Below are 20,977 nucleotides of genomic sequence, written 5' to 3' on the forward strand. Positions count from 1 at the left end.
TCAGGTGGTGGTTTCGTTGGCAAGCGCATCCAGCAGGCCCAACATCGCTAGCGTGGCCAGTTCGATGTCGTCGCTGGTGGTGGATTCGCGGGGGTTGTGGCTGATGCCGGCGTTCTGTCCGCGCACGAACAGCATGGCCTGGGGCATGATCTCGTGCAGCTTCATGGCGTCGTGGCCCGCGCCGCTGGGCATGCGGTGCACGGGCACGCCCAAGGCGTCCACCGCGCGTTCCCAGCGCTGCTGCCAGCGCGGATCGCTGGGCGCGGCGGCGGCGCGCATGGTTTCCTCGAGCGTGTATCGCACGCCGCGCCGCTGGCAGATGGCGGCCAGTTCGGCCAGCACGTCGGCAACCAGGGCGTCGCGCTGCGTGTCGCTGGGCGCGCGCAGGTCCAGGCTGAAGCGGCATTCGCCCGGCACCACGTTGATGGACCCGCTGGGCACTTCCAGCATGCCGACGGTGCCGACCGAATCGCCATCGCGCGCGGCCCGCCGTTCGACGTACAGCGCAAGTTCGCAGGCGGCCAGGGCAGCGTCGCGGCGCCGGTCCATGGGCGTGGTGCCTGCATGGCTGGCCATGCCCAGGATCTGCACCTGGTGACGCACGCAGCCGTTGATGGATGTGACGACGCCGAGCGGTAGTCCCAGTTCGTACAGGACCGGTCCCTGTTCGATATGCACTTCGACGAAGCCCAGGTAGCGGGCGGGATCGCGCCGCAGGCCGGGGATGTCGCCGATGCGCAGTCCGGCGTGCGCCATGGCGTCGCGCATGGCGACGCCGCCGGCATCCTTCTGCTCCAGCCATTCCGGTTTGAAGTCGCCGATCAGCGCGCCGGACCCGAGGAATGTGGCCCGATAGCGCTGGCCTTCTTCTTCGGCGAACCCGATCACTTCCAGGTCGAAGGGCAGGCGCCGGCCCTGGCGATGCAATTCGCGCACGCAGGCCATGGGCACGAAGATCCCCAGCCGGCCGTCGTATCTGCCGGCGTTGCGCACGGTGTCGTAATGGCTGCCGGTCATGAGCGTGGGGGCGTCGGGGCGGTCGGCGCGATAGCGTCCGACCACGTTGCCGACAGCGTCGACGCCGATCTCGTCGAATCCGCAGTCGCGCATCCCCTGCAAGATGCGCTGCGCGCAGGCGCGGTGCGCGTCGGTCAGGTAGGTGACGGTGAGCTGGCCCTTTTCGGCGTAGCCGGGGTCGCTGTATTCGCTGAGCTGTTCGTGCCAGTCCCAGATGTCATGGCCCAGCGCGGGCGCGCGGAACAGCTCGTGCAGGCGGAGCTCGGCGGCGCGATGCAGATGGCGCAGCGCCTCTTCCAGTTCGGCGTCGGGCGGGTTGTCCAGCCGCCGCGCGAGCTCGTCCGCCAACTGGCCGCCATCGCGTTCCGTGCCGCGCGGCCCGCGCGGGGAAACGATCGGCGCATGGCCGAAGCGGGTGGAGTACGCGGCGCTGACTTGCGCCAATCGCGCGGCGTCGTCGGCGTTGTCGGCGGGCGCGGGCTGGATTCCCGATTGGGCGCGGACCAGCGCCAGCCGGATGTCCGGACTGGCGGCGTCCACGGCCTGACGCAGGCGTTGGCGCAGGTCCGCGACCGACCGGAAGGGGCGCGAAGGCAGCGCCTGCTCCACGACCCAGGGCGCATGCGGATACAGGTCTGCAAGCAGGGCTTGCGCCTCGGCGGGCGTGGCGGCGTTGAGTTCGGCGAGGGAATGGGCCATGGTCGTCCTGTTCAGCGGGCGGGGCTATAGGGATGCGTGCTTTTCCAGTGCCGGGCGATGTCGAGCCGGCGGCACACCCAGACGCGGTCGTGGCGCGCGATGTGGTCCAGGAAGCGCTGCAGCGCGACGATGCGTCCGGGACGGCCCAGCAGGCGGCAGTGCATGCCGATGCTGAGCATCTTGGGCGCCTCGTCGCCTTCGGCGTAGAGCGCGTCGAAGCTGTCCTTCATGTACTGGAAGAAAGGGTCCGCATGCGAGTAGCCCTGAGGCAGGGCGAAGCGCATGTCGTTGCAGTCCAGGGTGTAGGGCACGATGAGCTGGGGCGCCGTCGTGCCGTCGGTCTTTTGCACTTGCATCCAGAATGGCAGGTCGTCGCCGTAATAGTCGCTGTCGTACTCGAAGCCGCCGTAGTCGGCCACCAGCCGGCGCGTGCGCGGGCTGTCGCGCCCGGTGTACCAGCCCAGCGGGCGCGAGCCCGTCAGCGCCGTGATGGCGTCCATGGCCAGGCGCATGTGCTCGCGTTCCGTGGCCTCGTCGACGTTCTGGTAATGAATCCAGCGCCAGCCGTGGCAGGCGATTTCATGCCCCTGTTCGACGAGGGCGGCCGTCAATTCGGGGTGGCGCTGCAGGGCCATGCCGACGCCGAACACGGTCAGGGGCAGACGCCGCTTTTCGAATTCGCGCAGGATGCGCCACACGCCCGCCCGCGAGCCATATTCATAGATGCCTTCCATGCTGAGGTGGCGGTCCGGGTAGCTGGCCGGACTGAACATTTCCGACAGGAACTGCTCGGATCCCGCATCGCCATGGAGCACGCTGTTTTCGCCGCCTTCCTCGTAATTCAGCACGAACTGCACCGCGATGCGGGCATTGCCGGGCCATCTGGCGTGAGGCGGATTGCGTCCGTAGCCGACGAGGTCGCGGGGGTAGGGCAGCGTGGAATCGTAGGAAGTCATCGGAGCGGGCGACGGGGTTGCATGGCGAACTGAACCATAGCTGGAATACCAGTGCGTGTATACAAATTATGTACATCAGTCCGCGCCCGCGGCGCCATCGGCGATTGCCCTAGGACACCGGCCGCGGCGCAACGAAAAGGCGCACCACGAGGTGGGGCGCGCCTGGCGCGAAGCATGGCCGCGGATCAGCGCAGGTCGCCGCAGGGCCAGCCCGTGACCCCGAAGCCGCCGCTATCCGTTGCGGTACAGAAAGCTGTAGGCGTTGATCGCCGGCACCCCTCCCAGGTGCGCATACAGGACTCGCGAGCCGGCGGGGATTTCGCCCTTGCTGATGATGTCCATCATCCCCTGCATGGATTTGCCCTCGTACACGGGGTCGGTCATCATGCCCTCCAGCCGCGCGCAGGTGCGGATGGCTTCGTTGGTTTCCGCCGAGGGCAGGCCGTAGGCCGGATAGGCGTAGCGCGTGTCCAGGACCACATCCTTGTCCTCGATGGGCCGCTGCAGTCCCACCATGTCCGCCGTGCGCCGGGCGATCCGCAGGATCTGGGCGCGGGTCTGGTCCGGCGTGGCCGAGGCGTCGATGCCGATGACGCGGTCGGCGCGCCCGTCGGCCGCGAAACCCACCACCATGCCGGCCTGCGTGCTGCCCGTGACCGCGCACACGACGATGTAGTCGAACTTGAAGCCCAGTTCGGCCTCCTGCCGCCGCACTTCTTCGGCGAAGCCCACGTAGCCCAGGCCGCCCAGTTCATGGTCCGACGCGCCCGCGGGGATCGCGTAGGGCTTGCCGCCGCGGCGCCGGACCTCGTCGAGCGCGTCTTCCCAACTGCGTCGAAAGCCGATGTCGAAGCCCTGGTCCACCAGCCGCACATCGGCGCCCATCAGGCGGCTCATCATGATGTTGCCGACCCGGTCGTAGACCGCGTCGGAATAGTCCACCCAGTTCTCCTGGACCAGCACGCAGCCCATTCCCAGCTTGGCGGCCACGGCCGCCACCATGCGGGTGTGGTTGGACTGGATGCCGCCTATGGTGACCAGCGTGTCGCAGCCCTGCTCGAGCGCCTGCGGGATCAGGTACTCCAGCTTGCGCAGCTTGTTGCCGCCGAAGGCCAGGCCGCTGTTGCAGTCCTCGCGCTTGGCGTAGATCTCGACCTTGCCGCCCAGGTGCCTGGACAGCCGTTCCAGCTTTTCGATGGGGGTGTCGCCGAATGTCAGGCGATGACGGGGGAATCGCTGCAGATCCATGGGAGCTCCTTGGGTTTTTGCCAGCCCGGCCGAGCGGCGGGTTGGAAAAAATCATAGGAATCATGGGGTTATGTGGTCAATTGCGTATTTTTCGGGTCTGCGGAATTATTAATTTAAATTGCGGCCGATATGGATTTATTATTTTGAATACCAAAATCAATGCGAAATTAAATTTTCAGGGACGCATCTGATGACCGCCGTTTTCACGCTGGACCGCATCGACCGCCAGATTCTCCGCGTGCTGCAGGAAGACGCGCAGATCACCAACCTGGATCTCAGCGCACGCGTCCACCTGAGTCCGGCCGCCTGCCTGCGCCGGGTCGAAAAGCTCAAGAGCGAAGGGGTGATCAGGAAGACGGTGGCCTTGCTGGAACCCGCCGACGTGGACATGGCCACCCTGGTCATCGTGGGCGTGGTGCTCGACCGTTCCACGCCGGAATCCTTCACCGACTTCGAAGCGGCCGCCCGGGGCATCAGCGGCTGCCTCGAATGCCACCTGGTGGCGGGAGAATTCGACTATTTCCTGATGCTGCGCATACGCGATCTGGAACGCTTCAACAAGCTGCATGCGGGCGAGATCATCAAGTTGCCCGGCGTACGCCAGATCCGCACCTTTTTCGTGTTGAAAGAGATCCTGTCGACGACGGCGCTGCCGGTTTGACGAGGCAAATGCGCAACACTCGCATTTGGCCTTAATAAAAATGACGCGCTGCGGCATTTTCGATTAACGGATTTTGATGGCGAGTAGACGGTGAAATGTAAGGGGTTCGCTGGACATTCCAATGCCGCATGACAGCATTCCGAAAGCGCTTTTGCGTCACAGAATTGCAGGAAGACGCCCGTAAACTCAAAGGGTTATACTTCCTACCCATAGGCTAATAAAGGCTTGTACGCGCCTTCTGCCCCTGCTATCCGCCTAACGGGAAGCCCGTGTCGCGGAAGGTTTTCCTGCATCGTCTCGAGTGAAGCACTCGTAAAGGTGAAGCGATATGTCTTCGGAAATAGAATCTCTATCCACGTCTTATCTCTTTGGGGGTAATGCCCCGTATGTTGAGGAGCTTTACGAAGCCTACCTCGACAATCCCGGTTCGGTTCCTGACAATTGGCGTGAATACTTCGACCAGTTGCAGCACGCTCCCGCAACCGACGGCCAGGAATCCACTCGCGACCAGGCCCACGCTCCCATCGTCGAATCGTTCGCCCAGCGCGCCAAGGCCAATGCCTTCGTGCAACGCGCCGCCGAACCCGACCTGAGCGTCGCCAGCAAGCAGGTGTCGGTGCAATCGCTGATTGCCGCCTACCGCTCGCTGGGTTCGCGCTGGGCAGACCTGGATCCGCTCAAGCGCCAGGAACGTCCGCCGATCCCGGAACTCGATCCCGCCTTCTACGGCCTGACCGAAGCCGATCTGGACCAGACCTACTCGGCCACCAACACCTACTTCACGACCGCCAGCACCATGACGCTGCGCGACATCCTGAAGGCGCTGCGCGACACCTACTGCCGCAGCATCGGTGCAGAATTCACCCACATCTCCGACCCCGCCGCCAAGCGCTGGATCCAGGAACGCCTGGAAACCACCCTGGGCGCGCCCACCTATTCGGTCGAAGAAAAGCGCCACATCCTGCAGCAGCTGACCGAGTCCGAAGGCCTCGAGCGCTTCCTGCACACCAAGTACGTCGGCCAGAAGCGTTTCTCGCTGGAAGGCGGCGAAAGCTTCATCGCCTCGATGGACGAAGTGGTCAACCACGCCGGTGAAAACGGCGTCCAGGAAATCGTGGTCGGCATGGCCCACCGCGGCCGCCTGAACCTGCTCGTGAACATCATGGGCAAGATGCCCGGCGACCTGTTCGCCGAGTTCGAAGGCAAGCACGCCGAAGGCCTGACCGACGGCGACGTGAAGTACCACAACGGCTTCTCGAGCGACCTGTCCACGCGTGGCGGCCCCGTCCACCTGTCGCTGGCGTTCAACCCGTCGCACCTTGAAATCGTCAACCCCGTCGTCGAAGGCAGCGCCCGCGCCCGCCAGGAACGCCGCGGCGATGCCGAAGGCAAGCAAGTGCTGCCGGTGCTGGTGCACGGCGACGCGGCCTTTGCCGGCCAGGGCGTCGTGATGGAAACCCTGAACCTGGCCCAGACGCGCGGCTACGGCACGGGCGGCACCCTGCACATCGTCATCAACAACCAGATCGGCTTCACCACGTCCGACCCGCGCGACTCGCGTTCGACGCTGTATTGCACCGACGTGGTCAAGATGATCGAAGCCCCGGTGTTCCACGTCAACGGCGACGACCCCGAAGCCGTGGTGTTCGTCACCAAGCTGGCGCTGGACTACCGCCTGCAGTTCCGTCACGACATCGTCGTGGACATCGTCTGCTTCCGCAAGCTGGGCCACAACGAACAGGACACCCCGTCGCTGACGCAGCCCCTGATGTACAAGCGCATCGGCCATCACCCCGGCACGCGCAAGCTGTACGCCGACAAGCTGACCACGCAAGGCGTGCTGGCCGAAGGCGAAGCCGACCAGCTCGTCAAGGACTACCGCCAGCTGATGGAAGACGGCCAGCGCACCATCGAGCCGGTGCTGACCGACTACAAGAGCAAGTACGCCATCGATTGGTCGCCGTTCCTGGGCGCCAAGTGGACCGACCAGGCCGACACCGCGGTGCCGCTGGCTGAACTCAAGCGCATCGGCGAACGCATCACCACCGTGCCGGAAGGCTTCACGGTGCACCCGCTGGTCGCCAAGCTGCTGAACGACCGCCGCACGATGGCCAAGGGCGAAATGAACCTGGACTGGGGCATGGGCGAACACCTCGCCTTCGCGACCCTGGTGTCCTCGGGCTACGCCATTCGCATCACCGGCCAGGACTCGGGCCGTGGCACGTTCACGCACCGCCACGCCGTGCTGCACGACCAGAACCGCGAACGCTGGAACGACGGCACCTATATTCCGCTGCAGAACGTGTCGGAAGGCCAGGCTCCGTTCACCGTGATCGACTCGGTGCTGTCCGAAGAAGCGGTGCTGGGCTTTGAATACGGCTACTCCAGCGCCGAGCCCAACACGCTGACCATCTGGGAAGGCCAGTTCGGCGACTTCGTCAACGGCGCCCAGGTCGTGATCGACCAGTTCATCAGCTCCGGCGAAGCCAAGTGGGGCCGCCAGTCGGGCCTGACCCTGATGCTGCCGCACGGCTACGAAGGCCAGGGCCCCGAGCACTCGTCCGGCCGCATCGAGCGCTTCCTGCAACTGTGCGCCGACAACAACATGCAAGTGGTCCAGCCGACCTCGGCATCGCAGATCTTCCACGTTCTGCGCCGCCAGATGATCCGCCCGTTCCGCAAGCCGCTGGTGCTGTTCACGCCGAAGTCGCTGCTGCGCAACAAGGACGCGGGTTCGCCCCTGACCGATCTGGCCGGCGGCAGCTTCCGTCCGGTGATCGGCGAGGTCGACGACGCGATCGACGCCAGCAAGGTCAAGCGCGTGCTGGCTTGCTCGGGCAAGGTGTACTACGACCTGGTCAACGCCCGTCGCGAACGTGGCGCCGACAACGTCGCCATCGTCCGTGTCGAGCAGCTGTACCCGTTTGCGCACAAGTCGTTCGAATCCGAACTGCGCAAGTACCCGAAGGCAACCGAGGTGATCTGGGTTCAGGACGAACCGCAGAACCAAGGCGCCTGGTTCTACGTCCAACACCACGTGTACGAGAACATGGTCGAAGGCCAGAAGCTGGGCTACGCAGGCCGTGCCGCTTCGGCATCGCCGGCCGTGGGCTACCTGGCCAAGCACCAGGAGCAGCAGAAGGCCCTGATCGAAACGGCTTTCGCGCCCAAGTTCAAGGTCATGTTGACGAAGTAACCTTTACTTGATGCACGCGCCGCGGGCGGCAAGCGTTCCGGAACCCGTTTCGAACCTTGCCGCGCCGCGTGACCAGAACACACACTTTACGGAATAAATAAAATGGCTATTACCGACGTCGTCGTTCCCCAACTTTCCGAATCCGTCTCCGAAGCGACCTTGCTGACCTGGAAAAAGCAGCCCGGCGCTGCCGTCGAAGCGGACGAAATCCTGATCGAAGTCGAAACCGACAAGGTCGTGCTGGAAGTGCCGGCCCCCGCCTCGGGCGTGCTGGCTGAAATCGTCAAGGGCGATGGCAGCACCGTGACCTCCGGCGAAGTGCTGGCCCGTATCGACACCGCCGCCAAGGCCGGCGCCGCCGCCACCGCGCCCGCCGAAGCCCCCAAGGCTGCCGAGCAAGCCGCCGCCGCACCGGCTCCGGCCGCTGCTGCCCCGGCCTCGACGGCCGCCGCTGGCGTGGCTTCGCCCGCCGCTTCCAAGATCCTGGCCGAGAAGGGCGTTGACGCCGCTTCCGTGGCCGGCACCGGCCGCGACGGCCGTGTGACCAAGGGCGACGCCCTGGCCGCCAGCGCACAGCCCAAGGCCGCTCCGGCCAAGGCTGCCGCCGCTCCCGCCCCGACCACGCTGTCGCTGGACGGCCGTCCGGAACAGCGCGTGCCGATGAGCCGCCTGCGCGCCCGCATCGCCGAGCGCCTGCTGCAGTCGCAGCAGGAAAACGCGATCCTGACCACGTTCAACGAAGTGAACATGCAGGCCGTCATCGACCTGCGCGCCAAGTACAAGGACAAGTTCGAAAAGGAACACGGCATCAAGCTGGGCTTCATGTCGTTCTTCGTCAAGGCCGCCGTCGCCGCACTGAAGAAGTACCCGCTGATCAACGCCTCGATCGACGGCAAGGACATCATCTATCACGGCTACTTCGACATCGGCATCGCTGTCGGCAGCCCGCGTGGCCTGGTGGTGCCGATCCTGCGCAACGCCGACCAGCTGTCCATCGCTGAAATCGAAAAGACCATCGCCGACTTCGGCCGCCGCGCCGCGGACGGCAAGCTGGGCATTGAAGAAATGACCGGCGGCACGTTCTCGATCTCCAACGGCGGCGTGTTCGGCTCGATGCTGTCGACCCCGATCATCAACCCGCCGCAATCGGCCATCCTGGGCGTGCATGCCACCAAGGATCGCGCCGTCGTCGAAAACGGCCAGATCGTCATCCGCCCGATGAACTACCTGGCCCTGTCCTACGACCACCGCATCATCGACGGCCGCGAAGCCGTGCTGGGCCTGGTCGCCATGAAGGACGCCCTGGAAGATCCGCAGCGCCTGTTGCTGGACCTGTAATCTCGACGCCCCTGGCCGGCGCCGCGCGCGACCTGCGGGTCCCGCGGCGCCCCGGCCGGCTCCCCGCCGGCCTGCAGCCTGTACCCGCTGGGCAGGGCGTGCTCCACCCCACACCTCATTCGCGAGAACACTATGTCCAAACAATTTGACGTCGTCGTGATCGGCGCAGGCCCTGGCGGCTACATCGCCGCCATCCGCGCCGCGCAGCTCGGCATGTCGGTCGCCTGCATCGACGCCTGGCAGAACGGCCAAGGCGGCCCGGCTCCTGGCGGCACCTGCACCAACGTCGGCTGCATTCCGTCCAAGGCGCTGCTGCAGTCGTCGGAACACTACGAACAAGCCAACCACCACTTCGCCGAGCACGGCATCGAAGTCAAGGGCGTGAGCCTGAAGCTCGACACGCTGATCGGCCGCAAGAACACGGTGGTCAAGCAGAACAACGACGGCATCCTGTACCTGTTCAAGAAGAACAAGGTCACCTTCTTCCACGGCAAGGGCGCGTTCAACGGCCAGGTGGAAGGCGGCTGGGCCATCAAGGTCACCGGCACCGCCGAAGAAGACCTGGTAGCCAAGCATGTGGTGGTCGCCACCGGTTCGTCGGCGCGTGAACTGCCCGGCCTGCCGTTCGACGAAAAGGTCGTGCTGTCCAACGACGGCGCGCTGAACATCGGCGCCGTGCCCAAGACGCTGGGCGTGATCGGCGCCGGCGTGATCGGCCTGGAAATGGGCAGCGTGTGGCGCCGCCTGGGTTCCGACGTCACGATCCTGGAAGCGATGCCGGAATTCCTGGCCGCCGCTGACGCGCAAGTGGCCAAGGAAGCCCTGAAGGCCTTCACCAAGCAAGGCCTGAACATCCAGATGGGCGTCAAGATCGGCGAGATCAAGGCGACCGCCAAGTCGGTGACCGTGCCTTACGTCGACGCCAAGGGCGCCGAGCAGAAGCTGGTCGTGGACAAGCTGATCGTCTCGATCGGCCGCGTGCCCTACACCGGCGGCCTGAACGCCGAATCCGTGGGCCTGAAGCTGGACGAACGCGGCTTCGTGGCCGTGGACGGCGACTGCAAGACCAACCTGCCGAACGTCTGGGCCGTGGGCGACGTGGTGCGCGGCCCGATGCTGGCGCACAAGGCCGAAGAAGAAGGCGTGGCGGTTGCCGAGCGCATCGCCGGCCAGCATGGCCATGTCAACTTCGACACCGTGCCGTGGGTCATCTACACCTCGCCGGAAATCGCCTGGGTCGGCAAGACCGAGCAGCAACTCAAGGCCGAAGGCCGCGAGTACAAGGCCGGCAGCTTCCCGTTCCTGGCCAACGGCCGCGCCCGCGCGCTGGGCGACACCACCGGCTTTGCCAAGGTGATCGCCGACGCCAAGACCGACGAAGTCCTGGGCGTGCACATCGTGGGCCCGATGGCCTCGGAACTGATCTCGGAAGCCGTGACCATCATGGAATTCCGCGGCGCAGCCGAAGACATCGCCCGCATCTGCCACGCGCACCCGACCCTGTCGGAAGCCGTGAAGGAAGCCGCTCTGGCCGTGGACAAGCGTGCGCTGAACTTCTAAGACGCGCTTGACCTTTGCAAGACCGGGGGCGGGTTCCAGGACCCGCCCTTTTCTTTATCGCCACATTTCATTCAGCCTGATCTGGTTCCCACATGAACGTCAGCGAATACTACGAACACGCCCTGGCCGAACGCGGCTATAAGCCCGACGCCGCCCAAAAGCAGGCGATCGACCGCTTGCAGCGCTACTACGACGAATGGATCAAGTTCAAGTCGATGCGCTCGAACGCGCTGAAGAAGCTGCTGAACCGGCCCGATGTTCCGCGCGGCGTGTACCTGTGGGGCGGCGTGGGCCGCGGCAAGAGCTTCCTGATGGACGCCTTCTATGCCACCGTGCCGGTCGTGCGCAAGACGCGCCTGCACTTTCACGAATTCATGCGCGGCGTGCATCGCGAGCTTGAAGAAGTGAAGGGCATGCAGGATCCGCTGGACGAGGTGGCCAAGCGGGTCGCCAAGCGCTACCGCCTGATCTGCTTCGACGAATTCCACGTGTCCGATGTGGCGGACGCGATGATCCTGCACCGCCTGCTGCTCAAGCTGTTCGAGTACGGCACGTCGTTCGTGATGACGTCCAACTACGAGCCGTCCACGCTGTACACCGACGGGCTGCACCGCGACCGCGTGCTGCCCGCCATCGCGCTGATCCAGTCGCGGATGGACGTCATGAACGTGGATGCGGGCGTGGATTACCGGCGCCGTTCGCTCGAGCAGGTGCAGTGCTATCACACGCCGCTGGACGAGCACGCCCAGCAGGCGCTGCAGAAGGCCTTCGACACGCTGGCCGACACGCCGCCGCAGGAACCCGTGCTGCGGATCGAGCACCGCGAGATCCGCGCGCTGGCGCTGGGCGGTTCGGTGGTGTGGTTCGATTTCGCCACGCTGTGCGGCGGTCCGCGTTCACAGAACGACTACCTGGAGCTGGCCAACCGATTCCACGCGGTGATCCTGTCGGGCGTGCCCAGGATGGGACCGCGGCAGGCCTCCGAGGCGCGCCGGTTCACGTGGCTGATCGACGTGTTCTACGACCACCGGGTCAAGCTGATCATGTCGGCGGAGTGCCAACCCGAAGAGATCTACACCGAGGGCGCGCTGGCCAACGAATTCCATCGGACCGTGTCGCGCATTCTTGAAATGCAGTCGCGCGAGTACCTGGAGTCCGAGCGCCGCCTTGCCGCGACGTTGTAGTTATGCCGCATCCGGCCCGTTTTTTGGCGGGCCGGGCCTCTTTAAGATTGTTAATGCAAGTCATTATCAATTAAGATTTTGAGACTTCTGGTCAAGCGTCGCGGTCTCACTTGTGTCCTCCCCGTTTCTTTCTTCATCGGCCCCGTGCGTGGAAGCGCCGGGCGCGCCTGTCGATGGCCTGTACCGCGAGCATCGTCCCTGGCTGTTTGGCTGGCTGCGCCGCAAGCTGGGCTGCGAGCACCGCGCCGAGGATCTGGCGCAGGATGTCTTTGTCAGGGTGATCCAGGGCCGCAAGCAGGTGCGCGCCAACGAGGCGCGCGCGCTGCTGACCACCATCGCGAAGGGGCTGGTGGTGGACCATCAGCGTCACGCGGCGCTGGAACATGCCTACCTGGCCTATCTGGCCGCCATTCCCGAATCCTACGCGCCGTCTCCCGAAACGCAGGCCGAGCAGTTGCAGGCGCTGGTGCAGCTGGACCGCCTGCTGGACGGGCTGCCGCCCAAGGCGCGCTCGGCCTTCCTGATGTCGCAGCTGGACGGCCTGACCTATCCCGAAATCGCCGAACGCCTGGGCGTGTCGCTGAGTTCGGTGCAGCAGTACATGGTGCGCGCGATGTCCGCATGCTATGCGGTGTTCTATGCCTGACGCCGGCAACGGAATGCCGGCGGACGGCCCGCCGCAAGACGCAGTCGTGCGCGAGGCCATCGTCTGGTGGGCCAGGCTGCAGTCCGGCCTGGCCGATGCGCGCGACCGGGAATCCTGCAGCGCCTGGCTGGCGCAGGACCCCGCGCATCGCATTGCGTGGGATCGCCTGCAGGCCATCGGCCGCGATGCGCGCCGGGTGCCGTCGGCGCTGGCGCATGCCGCGCTGAACGCGCCGGCATCCCGGGGGCGCCGCGCTGCGCTGCGCAGCCTGCTGGCGGTGGCCGGCGTGGCCGCGAGCGGATGGGCGGGCTATCGCCACGCGCCATGGCAGCGCCTGGTGGCCGACGTCAGCACCCGCGTGGGGGAACGGCGTTCACTGGCGCTGGCCGATGGGCTGCGCATTACGCTGAACAGCGACACGGCCGTGCGCGTGAACGTGAACGGCAATGTCCGCGGCATCGACCTGCTGCGGGGAGAAATGCTGGTGCAGGCCGAACCGCGCCCGGGCGTCGAGGCCCTGCGGGTGGACACGGGCTACGGCGAACTGCGGGCCGAAAGGGCGCGCTTCGACCTTCGCCGCACCGCCAGCGGCTCGCGCCTTGGCGTCTACGAAGGCAGCGTCGCGCTGCTGCGCGGGGGCGTGCTGACGCACGTCAACGCCGGCGAGCGGCTGGCCTACGCGGACGACGATGACGTCCGCCGCGGCGCGTCGGACCCGGACCGCCTGGCCTGGGTCGACGGCATGGTGGTGGCCAAGGACTGGCGCCTGGACGACTTTGCGGCGTACCTGGCGCGCCAGCGCGTGGGGGTGATCCGGGTCGACCCTGCGGTGGCGCCATTGCGGCTGTCGGGCGTGTTTCCGCTGGACGATGCCGAACGCGCGCTGAAAGCGCTGGAACCCGCGTTGCCCATCACCGTGACGCGGCACACGCAGTACTGGCTGCAGGTTGGCCCTCGCGAAGCCTGACCGTTACAACTTTCTTTGCCGACGCATTGCAGGTTTTGCATCCCCGTACGGAAAGCAGGAATAGAGACCACCGTACAGGGAGATGTTTGTGTCCGCTTCATTCCATTCGCGCCTGCGCGCACCGCTGACCGCCGGCCGCAAGGCCGTCCTGGCCGCCACTTGCGCAAGCGCGCTCGTTGCCGGCGCGCCGGTCGCGTGGGCCCAGTCCGCCCCGGCCGCCGCCAATGCGCAGCGCAGCTACCAGATTCCGGCCGGCCCCCTGGCCGACGCGCTGACGCAGTTCGCGCGTAGCGCCGGGGTGGTCCTGTCGTTTGACCCCGCGCTGGTGCGGGGCCGTCGCTCGGATGGGCTGGACGGCGCGTACTCGGTCGGTGCGGGCTTTGCGCGGATCCTGTCGGGCAGCGGCCTGCTGGCGCGGGCTCAATCGGGCAATACGTGGACGCTGGTTCCCGCGCCGGCGTCCGTCGGCGACACGCACACGCTGGCGCCCGTAACGGTGTCGGGCATGGCCGACAGCGCCTTCGCGCCCACGGTGGGGTATGTCGCCACCGCCAGCGTCAGCGCCACCAAGACCGACACGCCGCTGATCGAGACGCCGCAATCCGTGTCCGTGGTCACGCGCGAACAGATCACCGAGCAGGGCGCCCAGACGCTGAACCAGGTGCTGCGCTACACGGCGGGCGTGGCCACCGAGTCGCGCGGCGCCACCGCCACGCGCCTGGACCAGTTCAACGTGCGCGGCTTTTCGGCATCGACCTACCTGGACGGGCTGCGCGTGTTCGGCGGCCGCGATGCGCTGCCGCAGGTGGATGCGTTCCGCCTGGAACGCGTGGATGTGCTCAAGGGCCCGGCCTCGGTCATGTACGGGCAGGGCGGCCCGGGCGGGGTGGTGAACCAGATCAGCAAGCGGCCGCTGGAAGAGACGCTGCGCGAAGTGGAATTGCAGGTCGGCAACTATGACTTCCGCCGCGCGAACTTCGATTTCGGCGGACCCATGGATGCCGAAGGCAAGTACCTGTACCGGCTGGTGGGGTCGGGGTACATGTCCGACGGCCAGGTGCAGGACACCAAGGAGCGCCGCTACTTCGTGTCGCCGGCCTTCGCGTGGAAGCCCAACGCCGATACATCGCTGACCGTGCTGACGAACTTCCAGCACGACCCTGACATGGGTTCGTACGGCGCGGTGCCGGCGATGCGCACCCTGCTGAGCGCGCCGGACGGCTTCCGCCTGCCGGCCGACTACTACGACGGCGACGCCAACTTCGAAAAGAGCGACCGCAAGAGCTATTCGCTGGGATACGTGCTGGACCACCGCTTCAACGATACCTTCAAGGCATCGCAGAGCCTGCGCTGGACGCACTCGGAGGCGAAGTACCGCAGCGTCTATGGCGCGATGACCAACTACTACGGCTACACGAATCCGACCTATCTGTACCACCAGCGCGCATCGATCGCGACGGACGTGGACGTGGGCGCGCTGACCATCGACAACAATCTGCAGGCGCGCTTCAACACGGGCAGGATCGGCCACCATGTACTGCTGGGCTTTGACTACCAGCACGTCAAGACCGACACGCTGTCGGGCTTTGGCTCGGCGCCGCCGCTGTACGTGAAGAACCCGAACAATCACCAGAACATTCCTGTTCCGGCCTTCTCGTCCGACGCCACGACCACGCAGTACCAGACCGGCCTGTACTTCCAGGATCAGATCAAGATCGACCGCCTGTCGTTCCTGCTGGGCGGACGCTACGACTGGTCCCGCAACGTGGGCGAAACCACCGCGATCGCGACGGGCCGCGTCACGCCGTCGGCATTGAACGCCGAGAAATTCACGGGGCGGTTCGGCGCGATCTACAACTTCGACAATGGCGTGGCGCCGTACTTCAGCTATTCGGAGTCGTTCGAGCCGCAGTCGGGCACGGGCTGGAACAACACGCCGTTCAAGCCGATCGAGGGCAAGCAGTACGAAGTCGGCATCAAGTACCAGCCGCCCGGCAGCGCCACGATGCTGACGTTTGCGGCCTTCGACATCCGGCGCGAAAACATGACGACCACCGATCCCGACCCGACGCACCTGTGCGGCACGGCCGGCGGCCGCTGCTCCATCCAGGCGGGTGAACTGCGCACGCAGGGCATCGAGCTGGAAGCCAAGACCGAGCCGATGCGCGGCCTGTCGCTGGTGGCGGCGTATTCGCTGATGAACAACGAATACACCAAGGCCTACCCCAATGCGTCCGGCTTTGACCTGAAGGGCAAGACGCCGGTCGCGCTGCCGTCGCAGCAGGCGTCGGCGTGGGCGCGCTACCAGCTGCAAGAGGGGCCGCTGGCGGGCCTGGGCGTGGGCGGCGGTGTGCGCTACATCGGTTCGTCCTATGCCAACGAAGCCAACACAATGAAGGTGCCGAAGGTCACGCTGGTCGACCTGATGCTGGACTACGACCTGGGCCGCGCGTCGCCGTCGCTCAAGGGCATGCAGGTGGCGCTGAACATCCAGAACCTGTTCGACAAGGAATACATCGCGTCTTGCTCGGGCGATTCGTGGTGCTGGTTCGGCTACCAGCGCTCGATCAAGGCCAGCTTGCGGTATCGCTGGTAAACAGAATCGGAAGGCGGCCCGGTAACGGGCCGCTTTTTCATGGGTCACCGGCCGGGGGCGTTCTCATGTTAACGAGAATAGTTATAATTCAGATCCTTCAGAGAAAAATCGCGCGTACCGCGACGCCCCCCGCCGGCGTCCGCCCGATTTCCGCAACCACCATCAATCTGAACACGTGAAAGCTCCCGCAGCCGGCGCAGGCATGATGCGCTACCGAATGGCCGTTTTTTCCCGGGCGGCTGCCGCCATCCTGGGCAGTTATGCCCTGGCCTCGGCGGCCGCGGCCTGTCTGGCCGTCTGGCTGCCCCTGGGGCGGGCGGACGCCGTGACCACGGCGCAGATGCTGTCGTTCGTGGTCTACGCCTGCGGCGTGATCTGGGTGTTTGCGACGCGCAACGCCTGGCGCGCCTGGGCCGGCATCCTGGGCCCCGCCGCGCTGCTGGGCGGGCTGTTCCTCGTCCACCGCATGATGGGGGCGGCATGAAAGCGGCCAAGCCCAAGGCCCAGGGCGAAGAGGGCCTGCGCCAGTCGATGTCGTGGCTGCATACCTGGGCCGGCCTGATCTTCGGCTGGGTGCTGTTCGCGATGTTCCTGACCGGTTCGCTGGCGTTCTTCCGGCCCGAGATCACGCGCTGGATGCAGCCCGAGATCCAGGTGCAGCCCGGCCCGCCCGTGCAGGCCGTGGCGACCGCCCAGCGCTACCTGACGGAAAACGCGCCGGACGCCAAGCGCTGGTTCATCACGCCGCCATCCGACCGCGAACCGCTGATCCAGCTCCTGTACCAGGTGCCCAAGCCCAAGCCGGGCGAGCGCGGCTTCGTGCGCGTCAAGCTGGATCCGGCCACCGGGCAGGCCGTCACGGGGCGCCAGACGCGCGGCGGCGACTTCTTCTACCGGTTCCATTTCGAACTGGAGACCGCATTCCCGTGGGGCCGATGGCTGGCCAGCATCGCGGGCATGTTCATGCTGGTGGCGATCATCAGCGGCATCATCACGCACAAGAAAATCTTCGTCGACTTCTTTACCTTCCGGCCGAAGAAGGGCGGCCAGCGGGCCTGGATGGATGGTCACAACGTCCTGTCGGTGCTCGGCCTGCCGTTCCATCTGATGATCACCTTCAGTGGCCTGGTGCTGTTCATGGTGATGCTGATGCCGGCGGGCATCCAGGCCGTGTACGAGACGCCGCGCCAGTACACCGATGACGTCTTCAAGTCATTCAAGGTCACGCCGCCGCTCAACCAGCCGGCGCCCCTGGTGGCCATTGCGCCGCTGGTGGAGCAGGCCCAGCAGCATTGGCAGGGCAGGGTGGGCCGCGTCACCGTCAACAATCCGGGCGATGCCGGCGCCACGATCACGCTGGTCCGGGATGCCGCAGACGGCGTGTCGTTCGGCCGCCTGGCGCCCTACATGCGCTTCAACGGCGTGACGGGCGCGCTGCAGGAAGGCGAGGACGAACTCAGCGCCACCGTGATGACGGCCGGCGCCATCACCGGCCTGCACCTGGGCCTGTTCGCCGAGCCGCTCCTGCGCTGGCTCTATTTCCTGGTCAGCCTGGCCGGCACGGCCATGGTGGCGACCGGGCTCGTGCTGTGGATCGCCAAGCGCCGCCAGAAGGCCCGCCCGGGCGATGCGCGCGAAGCCTTTTCGCTGCGGCTGGTGGACGGGCTGAACGCGGGCACCATCGCCGGCGTGGTGTTCGGCGTGGCGGCGGTGTTCCTGGCCAACCGCCTGCTGCCGGCGGACATGCCCGGCCGCCAGGTCTGGGAGGTGCGGTCCTTCTTCTCGGCCTGGGGCCTGTCGCTGGTCTACGCGTTTCTGTTCCAGCGGCGCAAGTGGCAGGACCTGCTGAGCATCGCGGCCCTCGCGCTGGCCCTGGTGCCGGTGGTCAATGCCTTCACCACGCAGCGCCACCTGGGCGTGTCCCTGCCCCAGGGCGACTGGGTCATGGCCGGGTTCGACCTGACCTGCCTGGCCAGCGCCGTGCTGTTCGGCTGGATGGCCCGCAAGGCCGCCAAGGCGCGCAGCGCGCCCGCCAGGACGCCGGCCAAGGCGCGCGCCGGACGCTCCGAGACGGTCAAGGCCGCCGTCGCCGCAACCCCCGTGGCGCAGGCGCACGCCGTCCAGGCCGCGCCGAACCCGCCCGCCTTCGAACCACGAGGTGATACGCCATGACGCTTGCCGCCTTCTGCCTGGCCTATGCCGGGTTCTCCGCCCTGTGCCTGGCCATGGACCGCCACTACGAAGACCTGTTCGACCGCGCCCTGCCGCGCCGGCATCGCGTGCCGCTGCGGGTGTTCGGCTGGACCGCGCTGGCGCTGTCTCTGTGGGCGTCGGCGGCGGTCTGGGGATGGAGCTACGGCACGGTGGAGTGGATCGGCATCCTCAGCATCGCCGGCATGCTGCTGATCTGGTTCCTGACCTTCCGTCCGCGCGCCGCGCTGACCGCCGGCGGGCTGTGCGCGCTGGCGGCGCCGGTGCTTGCGGTGATCTGACGCGGCGGCGCGTCGTGGCCTGCGGCAGGCGCGCGCCCGGGCACGTTACACTGACGGCTTCCCCAAGCAACCGCCTTTTCGCCTCATGAACACGCGCGTCCTCACCGGCATTACCACCACTGGAACCCCCCACCTCGGCAACTACGCGGGCGCGATCCGCCCGGCGGTCCAGGCCAGCACGCAGCCCGGCGTGGACGCATTCTTCTTCCTGGCCGACTACCATGCGCTGATCAAGTGCGACGACCCGGCGCGGGTCGCGCGTTCGCGCCTGGAAATCGCCGCCACGTGGCTGGCAGTGGGCCTGGACCACGAGCGCGTCACGTTCTACCGCCAGTCGGACATTCCCGAAATCCCCGAGCTCACCTGGTTGCTGACCTGCGTGACGGCCAAGGGGCTGATGAACCGGGCGCATGCCTACAAGGCGTCGGTGGACCAGAACGTGGCCAAGGGCGTGGAGCCCGACGACGGCATCACCATGGGGCTGTTTTCGTACCCGGTGCTGATGGCCGCCGACATCGTCATGTTCAATGCGAACAAGGTGCCGGTGGGCCGCGACCAGATCCAGCATCTGGAAATGGCGCGCGACATCGCCCAGCGCTTCAACCACCTGTACGGCCGCGAATACTTCACGCTGCCGGAAGTGGTCATCGAAGAAGACGTGGCGACCTTGCCCGGCCTTGACGGCCGCAAGATGTCCAAGAGCTACAACAACACCATTCCGCTGTTCGAAGGCGGCGCCAGCGCCTTGCGCGCGTCCGTGATGCGCATCGTGACCGATTCGCGCGCACCCGGCGAACCCAAGGACGCGGAGTCCTCGCATCTGTACACGCTGTACCGCGCGTTCGCCACGCCCGCGCAGTCGGCGCAGTTCCGCCGCCAGCTCGAAGAGGGCATGGGCTGGGGCGACGCCAAGCAGGCGCTGTACGAGCACCTTGAGGCCCTGCTGGCCCCGATGCGCGAGAAGTACGTCGGCCTGATGGCCAACCCCGGCCGCATCGAAGACATCCTGCAGGCCGGCGCCGCCAAGGCCCGCAAGATGGCCATCCCGTTCATGCAAGAGCTGCGCGAAGCCGTGGGCCTGCGCAACCTGAACGCGGGCGCCGGGGCGGGCAAGGGCGCGCAGGGCAAGAAGGAAAAGGCCAAGGGCGCGCGCTTCGTCAGCTTCCGCGACGAGGACGGCGGCTTCCGCTTCCGCCTGCTGGCAGCCGACGGCGAGGAACTGTTGCTCTCGCAACGCTTTGCCGATCCCAAGGAAGCCGGCGCGCTGATGCGCCGCCTGCAATCCGAGCCGGCCGACACCGTCCTGCAGGCCAATGAACAGGGCTATGCGGCGCTGATCGACGGCGTGGTCGTGGCGGCGGCGCCGGCGGGCGCCCAGGGCGAACCCGCTGAGCTCCTGGCGCGTGCGCGCGAAGCGCTGCAGTCGCTGTCGCAGGAATAGACCGGAAAGATCGGCGGCGCCTTGTGGCGCCGCTGGGTGCCGGCCCGGTGCGCGCGGCGTTTCGCCCCGCGCGCCATGGCCCGGGTGTCAGGCCAGCCGCGCGCTCGCTACGATGCGCCCGTCGCGCACCAGGAAGCGCTGCACGTGGCCCTGGCCGGCGATTTCCAGCTGGTCTCCGTCCGAGTAGCCCGTGACGTTGGGACAGTCCAGCCATTCCGGATTGATGAACGGAAAGTACTTCAAGGTGCCGCTGCCCTGGCTGGCGAAATCGAACGTGGTGTTGGCCACGACCTCGGGATCCCACTGGCTGGCGTCGTAGGTCAGCACGCAGCCCGTGCCGATGCGGTAGATGATGCTGGCGCCCATGCTGGCAAACCCCAGCGCGCCCACATGCAGCTGCGCGCCGTTGCGCAATTCGATGACCCGGCTGCCCAGGCGTTCCAGCGTGACGTGTTTGAAGGTGGCTTCGACGCCATCCACAACCAGGTGCGAATACTGGCCCAATGTGACGTCGCCATACACGCGGCTGGCGCCGGCCTCTTTGTCGGTGAGAATCTTGGTTTCATTGGCGGCAAGCGTGATCGTGCTAAGCATGGCGGACGGATCTCCGGTCTCTCAGGGGGCGCTGTTGCTCTCTTGCTGCTACCCGATAGACGTTTCGCGCCGCAGCTCGCCTGATCGTGGGTCTTTGCGTCGCCGGGCGACCGCCCTTTCTGGTGCGGTTTTATTATTTGGACACAATTAGATATTTTCGCTTATTTCTGCGCTTCCGATTTGAGGGATCGCAATGAATGCGGGTCATTTAGGGGTAAGTCCTAGGCGGCCTGGTGGAATTGACGAAAAAAAACCGGCGCCGCGGCGCCGGTTTTTTTGCTGCCCGAAAGGTCAGCGCTTGAGCTTGGCGAAGGCGTCGGCCATCGCGCTGTTCATGCCGCCGGCGCCGCCGGCCGAGCCGCGGCCGCCGTCGCCCTGGGGG

The 20,977-nt window shown here is 66.3% G+C and carries 16 protein-coding genes; 12 read left to right on the forward strand and 4 right to left on the reverse strand.

Annotated features, from left to right (window positions below; translation table 11 throughout):
- From ABE485_RS24670 to ABE485_RS24680, 3 genes are all read right to left on the reverse strand, one after another.
- A complete protein-coding gene (locus ABE485_RS24670) occupies positions 1 to 1,716 on the reverse strand; it encodes a hydantoinase/carbamoylase family amidase (protein ID WP_346517871.1) in 1,716 nt (571 codons plus the stop codon).
- Positions 1,717 to 1,727: 11 nt separating this feature from the next.
- Positions 1,728 to 2,672, reverse strand: coding sequence for an allantoinase PuuE (gene puuE / locus ABE485_RS24675; protein ID WP_346517872.1), 945 nt, complete (start codon positions 2,670 to 2,672; stop codon positions 1,728 to 1,730).
- Between the two features lie 231 nt (positions 2,673 to 2,903).
- Positions 2,904 to 3,920 carry a 1-aminocyclopropane-1-carboxylate deaminase gene (locus ABE485_RS24680; RefSeq protein ID WP_346517873.1) on the reverse strand — a complete coding sequence of 339 codons (1,017 nt, stop codon included), beginning with the start codon at positions 3,918 to 3,920 and terminating at the stop codon, positions 2,904 to 2,906.
- Positions 3,921 to 4,110: 190 nt separating this feature from the next.
- Between ABE485_RS24680 and ABE485_RS24685 the strand changes: the two genes are divergently transcribed.
- From ABE485_RS24685 to ABE485_RS24740, 12 genes are all read left to right on the forward strand, one after another.
- A complete protein-coding gene (locus ABE485_RS24685; protein ID WP_346517874.1) occupies positions 4,111 to 4,581 on the forward strand; it encodes an Lrp/AsnC family transcriptional regulator in 471 nt (156 codons plus the stop codon).
- 328 nt (positions 4,582 to 4,909) lie between these two features.
- Complete coding sequence (locus ABE485_RS24690) at positions 4,910 to 7,777, forward strand: 2-oxoglutarate dehydrogenase E1 component (protein ID WP_346517875.1); 2,868 nt, start codon at positions 4,910 to 4,912, stop codon at positions 7,775 to 7,777.
- A gap of 102 nt (positions 7,778 to 7,879) precedes the next feature.
- Positions 7,880 to 9,115, forward strand: coding sequence for a 2-oxoglutarate dehydrogenase complex dihydrolipoyllysine-residue succinyltransferase (gene odhB / locus ABE485_RS24695; RefSeq protein WP_346517876.1), 1,236 nt, complete (start codon positions 7,880 to 7,882; stop codon positions 9,113 to 9,115).
- 132 nt (positions 9,116 to 9,247) lie between these two features.
- Positions 9,248 to 10,675 carry a dihydrolipoyl dehydrogenase gene (lpdA, locus tag ABE485_RS24700; protein ID WP_346517877.1) on the forward strand — a complete coding sequence of 476 codons (1,428 nt, stop codon included), beginning with the start codon at positions 9,248 to 9,250 and terminating at the stop codon, positions 10,673 to 10,675.
- 92 nt (positions 10,676 to 10,767) lie between these two features.
- Positions 10,768 to 11,859: a cell division protein ZapE gene (gene zapE, locus ABE485_RS24705; RefSeq protein WP_346517878.1), complete on the forward strand. Its 1,092-nt coding sequence runs from the start codon at positions 10,768 to 10,770 to the stop codon at positions 11,857 to 11,859.
- A gap of 112 nt (positions 11,860 to 11,971) precedes the next feature.
- Positions 11,972 to 12,505, forward strand: a complete 534-nt coding sequence (locus ABE485_RS24710) for a sigma-70 family RNA polymerase sigma factor (RefSeq protein WP_346517879.1) — start codon at positions 11,972 to 11,974, stop codon at positions 12,503 to 12,505.
- The gene (locus tag ABE485_RS24715) at positions 12,498 to 13,472 is read left to right on the forward strand and encodes a FecR domain-containing protein (protein WP_346517880.1); all 975 of its coding nucleotides are present in this window, start codon (positions 12,498 to 12,500) and stop codon (positions 13,470 to 13,472) included. The genes ABE485_RS24710 and ABE485_RS24715 overlap by 8 nt, the downstream gene beginning before the upstream one ends.
- Positions 13,473 to 13,554: 82 nt before the next feature.
- A complete protein-coding gene (locus ABE485_RS24720; protein WP_346517881.1) occupies positions 13,555 to 16,068 on the forward strand; it encodes a TonB-dependent siderophore receptor in 2,514 nt (837 codons plus the stop codon).
- A gap of 202 nt (positions 16,069 to 16,270) precedes the next feature.
- Complete coding sequence (locus tag ABE485_RS24725) at positions 16,271 to 16,552, forward strand: DUF3649 domain-containing protein (protein WP_346517882.1); 282 nt, start codon at positions 16,271 to 16,273, stop codon at positions 16,550 to 16,552.
- Complete coding sequence (locus ABE485_RS24730) at positions 16,549 to 18,240, forward strand: PepSY-associated TM helix domain-containing protein (protein WP_346517883.1); 1,692 nt, start codon at positions 16,549 to 16,551, stop codon at positions 18,238 to 18,240. The genes ABE485_RS24725 and ABE485_RS24730 overlap by 4 nt, the downstream gene beginning before the upstream one ends.
- On the forward strand, positions 18,237 to 18,560 hold the full coding sequence (locus ABE485_RS24735) for a DUF3325 domain-containing protein (protein ID WP_346517884.1): 324 nt from the start codon (positions 18,237 to 18,239) through the stop codon (positions 18,558 to 18,560). The genes ABE485_RS24730 and ABE485_RS24735 overlap by 4 nt, the downstream gene beginning before the upstream one ends.
- An 85-nt stretch (positions 18,561 to 18,645) precedes the next feature.
- On the forward strand, positions 18,646 to 20,001 hold the full coding sequence (locus tag ABE485_RS24740; protein WP_346517885.1) for a tryptophan--tRNA ligase: 1,356 nt from the start codon (positions 18,646 to 18,648) through the stop codon (positions 19,999 to 20,001).
- A gap of 87 nt (positions 20,002 to 20,088) precedes the next feature.
- Here ABE485_RS24740 and ABE485_RS24745 read toward each other — a convergent pair whose 3' ends face one another.
- Positions 20,089 to 20,595, reverse strand: coding sequence for a hypothetical protein (locus tag ABE485_RS24745; RefSeq protein WP_346517886.1), 507 nt, complete (start codon positions 20,593 to 20,595; stop codon positions 20,089 to 20,091).
- Between the last annotated feature and the right edge of the window lie 382 nt (positions 20,596 to 20,977).

Source organism: Achromobacter spanius (genome assembly GCF_039673305.1).
Classification (GTDB): domain Bacteria; phylum Pseudomonadota; class Gammaproteobacteria; order Burkholderiales; family Burkholderiaceae_B; genus Achromobacter; species Achromobacter spanius_F.